2 protein-coding genes are annotated in these 8,049 nt (G+C 48.7%); both read right to left on the bottom strand.

What is annotated here, in order from left to right:
- The coding region (locus QUA04_RS07450; protein WP_333255295.1) for a DUF4347 domain-containing protein at positions 1–3,894 on the bottom strand (3,894 nt) is incomplete at its 3' end.
- A gap of 218 nt (positions 3,895–4,112) precedes the next feature.
- On the bottom strand, positions 4,113–7,916 hold the full coding sequence (locus QUA04_RS07445; RefSeq protein ID WP_445242295.1) for a CHAT domain-containing protein: 3,804 nt from the start codon (positions 7,914–7,916) through the stop codon (positions 4,113–4,115).
- Positions 7,917–8,049 lie beyond the last annotated feature (133 nt).

The following is an 8,049-nucleotide window of genomic DNA, read 5'->3' as shown; positions in this document are numbered from 1 at the left end:
AGTTGGCTGAGTATTGAGTCGCACTTTGTATATATCGCTGCCCAAGCTTTCGAGTACGTTGGTACTGCCAAGTGGTTCAAGGAAAATGACAGCGGCAGTACCTGGAGTTGGCGTTGGAGTCGGAGTCGGTGTTGGAGTGGGTGTTGTTGTCGGAGTCGGTGTTGTTGTCGGAGTCGGAGTTATTGTCGGAGTTGGAGTTGGCGTTGGAGTCGGAGTTGTTGTCGGAGTCGGTGTTGGCGTGATTGTCGGAGTTGTTGCCGGAGTCGGAGTTGGAGTCGGAGTCGGAGTTGTTGTCGGAGTCGGAGTTGGAGTCGGTGTTGGAGTTGGAGTCGGTGTTGGAGTTGGTGTTGGCGTTGGAGTCGGAGTTGGAGTTGGTGTTGGCGTTGGAGTCGGAGTTGGAGTTGGTGTTGGAGTTGGAGTTGGAGTTGGTGTTGGAGTTGGAGTCGGTATAGGCGTGGCAATGTTAACAGTAAAACTGCCTAAATTGCTACCTACAACTTGATTGCCAACAGTATCTTTTACTTGCGATGCTTGCAAATTAACAGCGTAACTGCCATTATCTGTATCATCCCAACTTCCCCCAGGCGGAGTTAGAGAATAAGTTGCCGTGCGAGTGGTACCGTTACTATTAGTATCGACGCTGACAAATGTAGCGGGAATTGAACCACCTGACCAGTTTACTACCAGATCAGAATTATCTAAACTGCTAACATCAACTCCACTGCTATCAGTGAAAGTAACTGTCAATGTCTGACTTGTGCCGCCCGCTGTAGTAAGGTTAGAAATTGTACCCAAGCTAGCAGTAGGTGCGGTAAAATCAGCAATACGAACCAGTTGAGTTGCAGCGGTATTGTTATTACTGGCAGTATCCGTAGCTTTAGCAGCAAGTACATCAACGGTGACATTACCATCAGCATTAGGTGTGACATCAAAGGTGTAGGTTTTGGCATCAAGTCGGACAAAGTTACTGACAGTCGCATTGGCGACGGTGATATCAGTATTATCAAACCCGGTGACATTCTCGCTGAATGTTGCTGTGACGCTAAATAAACGATTTACTAAAGTTGTTGGTGATGCGGGTGTTAAAGCAACTGTTGGTGCAATCCCATCAATAACTATTGCTTTGGAAGCTCCCAAAGAATTCGCTGCACCCGGAGTTACTAAAGTTAAGATGGCATCACCATTGGTCGCATTCTTAATAGTACCCCCGCTCAGGGATAAAGCAGTTGTGGAAACATAGTCTAAGTCGGGGCTGATATCGCCTGCTGCTACTGTGTACCGGAATGTCAAGGTGTTGCTGCCGCTGCCTGAAAGATAGCTGGCGAAAGGAGTTACACCTGCTAAGCTAAGTTGTGGCGTGCCTGTGACATTGACGATTTGAGAGAAGTTAACGGTGATGTCGATCGATGTACCAATACCGTAAGTCCCGTCTGGTGTGGTGCCACTAACACTGGTAACAGTGGGAACGGGATTAATTGCAATATCGGCAGTTTCAGTAGCGCTACTGAAAACACTGGATGTAGTGTTATTCGTTCGGTCTGTAGTGTAGTCGGCTACACCGCCGTTAGTGCCAACTATTTGATCCCAGGCGGCAAAGGTAAGGGCGTTGGTGAGAGTGCCGTTATAACCTGCATTGGGAACAAATCGGAGGCTGGTGTTGGCATTACTAGCTAATAGTAAGGCGTTGGCGGGAGAAACGGCTGGGGCGTTATTCCAGGTGGTGCCGTCGGTGGTGTATTGCCAACTGCCGTTAGTCGTGTCGAGGTTGGTGATGGCAATACCTTGTAAGGCCCTGGCATTAGGATCGGTGATTTTTGTGCCGCCGAGGTTGGCGATGAGGGTACTAATTAATGTACCTGTACTGGCGCTGTCATATTGGTTTTGGGCGTTGAGGGTAGGGATGCCGGTGTTATCGAGGATGGGGGAGTCGTTGACTAAGACAGTGACTGTGGTGGGAGTGGAAACTACGCCGTCGGTGGCGGTGTATTGGAAGGTGTCTATACCGTTGAATCCGGCGTTGGGGGTGTAGTATATGCTACGTCCTTTGTCAAGGGCGATCGCATTGACGATGCTATCTATCCCGGTACCAGGGTTAAAGGTGGTATCCAGGCTGCCGTCGCTATTCATGCGGGCAATACGGTTGCGAGCTGTGCCGTTGACGGTGGTGAAATCACCGCCGACTACGGGTTTGCCACTGCTGTCTAAGGCGATCGCTAAGATGGCGACATTCATTCCCGAACCAGGGTTGAAGCTGGTATCTAAGCTGCCGTCACTATTCATTCGGGCAATGCGGATGCTAGGTGTGCCATTGACGGTAGTGAAATCGCCACCGACAAAGGGTTTACCACTGCTGTCTAGGGCGATCGCATAGACGCTGTTATCCATCCCCGAAGCGGGGTTAAAGGTGCTATCCAGGCTGCCGTCGCTATTGATTCGGGCAATATAGTTGCTCGGAGTGCTGTTGACGCTAGTGAAACCGCCACCGACAAAGGGTTTGCCACTGCTGTCTAGGGCGATCGCATTGACGGTGCTATCCATCCCGCTACCAGGGTTGAAGGTGGTATCCAAGCTGCCGTCACTATTCATTCGGGCAATGCGGTTGATAGGAGTGCTGTTAACGCTAGTGAAATTGCCACTGACTAAGGGTTTGCCACTACTGTCTAGGGTGAGTGCGAAGATGCTGAAATTCATTCCGGTACCAGGGTTGAAGCTGGTATCTAAGCTGCCGTCGGTATTCAGTCGGGCAATGCGGTTGATAGGAGTGCTGTTGACGGTGGTGAAATTGCCACCGACAAAGGGTTTGCCACTACTATCTAGGGCGATCGCATTCACGTTGCCATTCATCCCGGTACCAGGGTTGAAGGTGGTATCCAAGCTGCCGTCAGTATTCAGTCGGGCAATGCGGTTGATTGCAGTGCCGTTGACACTCGTGAATAGACCACCGACTAAGGGTTTGCCACTGCTGTCTAGGGCGATCGATCTGACGGTGTTATTTATCCCGGTACCGGGGTTGAAACCCGTATCCAGGCTGCCGTTGCTATTCAATCGGACGATACGGTTGATAGCAGTACCGTTGACGGTGGTGAAATTGCCACCCGCATAAATCCAGTCGTTGATGGTGGCGATGCCGTTAGTGGGGGCGGTGGTGATACCCTGCACTGAGAGTCGGGTGATACCTGCGTCGTTGGCGAGGCTATCTATGCTAATTTGGGGCGAGCCGACGGAGATGGCTTTGCTGTCGGGGCTAGCGGCTGCTAGGATGTGACTGTAGGCTAAAGCCTTAATGGGTGTTGCTTCGATATGGCCGATTTGTACTTCTAGTTCCCAGTCTCCTCCCAGTGCGGCATTGCCGGTGGCGTTAGCAGAGGCGGCGATGTCAGCACCAGTTAATTCACTCAGGCGTTGGAGGAATTGGTTAGGTTTTGTAGGACTATTTTCAACTGGGCGGTTAAAACCGCTACTACACAAACTAAACCCGCCTGCGCGGGTTGAAATTCCATAGTCCGCGCAGGCGGAATTTGTTTGTATAGCCGCGCATTCTATTCGCCAAGGCTGATTAAAAGCGGCGACATTACACCCGTAGAGGAGAATATCGGCACCGGGAATTAATGCTTTGCGCCACTGTTGGAGTTGAGGGGCGAAGCTTTCTATGTTGCTGCTGTTGAGTGTATTTGCACCGAGTTGTAAAGCACCTGGACTGCCGTGAGAGATGATATGGATTGCTTCTATATTCTGTTCAATTGCTAACCTTTCGGTGATTTGCTCAATGCCATCCCGTGTTTCATCTAGGATAATTACTTCAGCATTTTGGGAAACGCCACTAATTAAACTCTGATAATCTTCAACATTTGAGTCAAGAAAAACTACACTTGAAACCAACTTTGAGTGTATCATTTGCATCCTATTTAATTTTCAATTTTTAGAGTTTTCATTCACATAGCACTTATAAAATCACTAGCAAGTAGATGCTAGTGATTCCCTAATTCCTTGCGATTGCTTCGCTTCGTTCGCAATGATATTGTTAGTATTTATGCACTTACTACTATGTCATTACCAGGAACAAAGCAATTTCTTGTCGCGAGTCAAGAAGCAACCGCCATCACCTTTCTACCTTACCAAGGACTCCCAATCATTGTAAATGCCGACCAATAATAAGGATGGGAGAGGTTTTCATTACCTAGTTTAGCTAATTCTGGTGGCAATTCTAACTCCTTATTTAAGTTAGACAAAATTAAACGGCCATTTTCAATGCGAACTTGACCTTTAATCATAGCAATTTGAGCCTGCCGCAAGGCTTCAGCTTTAATCGGCGCGACCTTCAAGTGATGGTAAAATTCAGCCATTAAGCCTAAAGTACCTTCATCGCTGACGTACCAAAGACTAGCCAAAACTGACTTCACCCCCGCTTGCACAGCTAGCCCCGCAAAGCCTAATTCCACGCCCTCATCACCCACAGCAGTTTTACAAGCGCTCAACACCAATAGCTCAACTTTAGGCGGCTGATTCCACCCTAGTTCGCGCACGCGATCGAGTGTTAACCTTCTATCTGATAACTGAATATAAGAATTGCTCGGTGCTCCTGACTTAAACTCTCCGTGAGTGGCGAGGTGAATAATCCGATAGGGTCTGTCATTGCGCTGCGATTGAAGATTATTGAGAGTAAAGGTTTGGTTGAGGAAAGATTCGCCTTTCCATTCTGAGGCAATAGCGTTAAGTTCTGCAGGCACTGCTGGCAAGGGTTGGTTATTGGTAAATTGCGAGGCTCCCATTGCTAAAACTTCAGCATTTTTAACGCTTTCATAATTAGTATCGGTCAAGTTGACACTGGGAATGAGTCCGATGCTGTATTTTTCTACTAGAAATTGGGAACCGTCATGGAGGGCGGCTAAGGGGAGCGATCGCAACCCCGCATCCATACTAAAAACTAGCGTATCGATGCCCTGAGCTTTCAAATCAGCTTCCAAGGGAGCAATTATCCACTGGTAAAGTTGTTGGGATGCTGGCAAATAGCTCTCAGTATTGATGTTTCTGGGATTAAGGAGTTCAGACCTGAAGTTGGCGGCGACTTTCATCAAAGTTTCCCGCTTAGCTGCGGGGATGCTTTTGTGAATTGGGAGGCCAGTAGGGGGGACGATGATCAGGTCTAATTGTTCAGGGCGGGATAAGACGTAGATAATGGCTGTTTTTTTACCAGTTTGGCTGGCGATCGCTCTCATTCTTTGCTGTATGGCGGTAAAAGATTGCAAATCCCGCCTGATTTCCTGGTTGATGTATGACCCCACTTGTTCGCTATAGAAGATATCGATAAAGAAACTGGCTTCAGGGATATCGCCTTTATCGATCAGTCGTGTGATATCGCTAAGGCTAACTCTACTTAGAGGCGATGCCGTTTGGACAATTTCGCTTACCCAATCGGATCTGTAGTTAAAAAGAGATTCAATTCTATTAATGCTATTCAGGTTGCCAGATTGAGCGATCGCATTGGTAATTGAAATATCCGGTAAGGGGAAGGCGGCGTCAAGAGACGGAGATAAAGTTGGTGTCGGATTAGGTAATGGCATCGGCGCTAGCATTTCAGGCGCCATGGAGGGCACAAGCAATATCGGAGACGGTATTGCTTGTGGAATTGGCGCAGGTGATGGCGTTGGTTCTGGTATTAAAGATGGCGCAGGTGATGGGGTTGGTTCTGGTATTAAAGATGGCGCAGGTGATGGGGTTGGTTCTGGTATTAAAGATGGTGCAGGTGATGGCGTTGGTTCTGGTATTAAAGATGGCACAGGTGATGGCGTTGGTTCTGGTATTAAAGATGGCACAGGTGATGGCGTTGGTTCTGGTATTAAAGATGGCGTTGGAGAGGGTATTAAAGATGGCGTTGGAGAGGGTGTTGGAGAGGGTATTGGAGATGGCGTTGGAGAGGGTGCAGGCGATGGCGTCGGTGATGGTGTTGGTTCCGGTGTTGAAGATGGCGTTGGTTCCGGCGTTGACGATGGCGCGGAAGTAACGATCGCAATATTGCCCTGAGTGTAAATGCTGGGCGGCACTGGCACCGCAAACGGTGGCGAAATTGTCTCGGAACCTGATGTAATGGCTCCCGTCGTCCCATTCGTTGTCGCATCGCCGACAATAAAAGGTGTAGTAGTGCCCCCTGCGTGTCGGATGGCGATCGCGCCGCCACTTGTGCCATTAGCGGTGGAAATGCTCACATTTACACCGCTACTATCTGTAAAAGTGCCGCTGACTGTCAGAAGATTGCCAGCCGTGAGGTCAATACTGCCACCAGTAGACTGAAGAGTGCCTGTAACGGCGATGTCGCTGGCAGCTTTGAGAGCAATATTACCCCCAGAAGTGGCGATCGCATCCAGCGCAATGTCTCCTGCTGATTCCAAAATCACAGGCCCGCGTACTGTCGAAATCGCTCCCACTCCGATGCTATTGCCCGAAGCAACACCCGGTGAAGTAAAAAATGTCTCGCCTGCGGTGACATTCGGCGGCAGATTCGCAGCATTCGCCAGAGTCGAAACGCCCGATCGCAGAATTAAAGCTGCACTACCTGAAAGCACCGCCGCATCTGGATCGGCAGAACCTGACAAAGTAGTATCTGGCCCATTGATAGTAATATCTCCCGCCGCGATCGCGCCTTTTGCTTCTACCTTAAGTGAGGTTCCAGTATAATCCCCAAATCTCACATCTCCATCCGAGCTAATAATCGGGTCGTAAAAACTCAGAAAACTGCCGCCGTTGCCAGACAATGTGAGAATAGAAAAATTACCACGCGCAGCGAAGTGAGCATCACCGGAAACAGTGCCATTGCTCAATAATGTGATATTCCCGGAGGATTGGAATGCAGGGCTAGGGTAATTTAGCGCGAAGATATCAATATTTTGATTACCTTGTATAGTAAGATTGCCGCGTGCGATCGCCCTGAAAGGATAACTTCCATCCCGTACCCGCACCGTATCTCTTGCAAATAGATTCAAATTGCCCTCAGCAAGTAGCTGGCTTTCTACCAAAGTGAGATTACGTGCTGCCGAGAGTGTAGCATTCTGACTATTAACAGTAGAACTAGCGATCGCCACATCCCCGCTTTCCACCCTCAAACCCGCCGTCAAAACCACTTCCCCAGCACCGTTAACGGAGATACCAGTAGCAGAGTTCCCACCTGCGCCCGCAAGCAATTGCGGAAGAGACAAAGGCAGGGATAATTGCCCATTCTGTGCCAACAATCGCCCGTCAACAGCCCCGATTTCTAAACTTAATAAATGTCCTTCTTGACTAACCCTAACAGCATTCTCACCGGGAACAGCAGCGATAATAATATTACCTTGGGGAGCCTTAAGGGAACCAATGTTGACAACTGTGCCGCCAATTAAACTTATACTTTGCCCCGGCATTACTGCTAAATTACCTGCATTGATGATACTTCCCGGTTGGCTGAGGTCAAAGTAAAAAGTGTTCGGAGTTCCTATCAGGGTCCTGTAATCGTTCGCTCCGGCAACATTGAACAAACCCGAATCAAAACCGATGTTAGTAGCAGTAGTAGCTGTAAAAGCAGCCGGAAGATTCAAGCTAGCATTAGGACCAAAGATAATACCCGAAGGATTGATTAAAAATAGGTTAGAATTGCCGCCACTTACTTGAATTAAACCGTTAATAATAGAAGGATTGCCACCTACTACCCGCCCTAAAATATTGCGAATAGCAGGGGTAGAGATAAAATTAGCAATCTGCCCTCCGGTAAGCCCAAACTGTTGAAAACTGTGGAAAAGATTCGCTCCATCTCTAGAAGTTTGACCGCCTGTAATATTCAAGCGATCGCCGTCGGGTGTGACAGTAGTGCCAGTGCGATCGGGTGCAGGAACAATGGGTTGTGCTTGTAGCACCCCTGTACTGACAATAGTGGCTGCGATCGCTACCATTGCAGCACCCTGTATAGAAAAGAAGGCTAGTTTCATTAGCTTTTAGCTGGCAGATCACGTATCTGACAATTATAACTTTAAGGTAGTGGCCGCTCAGTGCGGTCAACTGCGGCACTGACTTTGTGATTAAGAA

The sequence above is a fragment of the Microcoleus sp. S13_C5 genome (assembly GCF_036700845.1).
Taxonomy (GTDB): Bacteria; Cyanobacteriota; Cyanobacteriia; order Cyanobacteriales; family Microcoleaceae; genus Microcoleus.
Note: the sequence above shows the minus strand (reverse complement) of the source record. Positions and strands in the feature narration are given on the sequence as shown.

Coding starts and splice junctions, on each gene's coding strand:
- QUA04_RS07445 (WP_445242295.1), bottom strand. CDS start 7,916: ATGGTAGCGATCGCAGCCACTATTGTCAGTACAGGGGTGCTACAAGCA.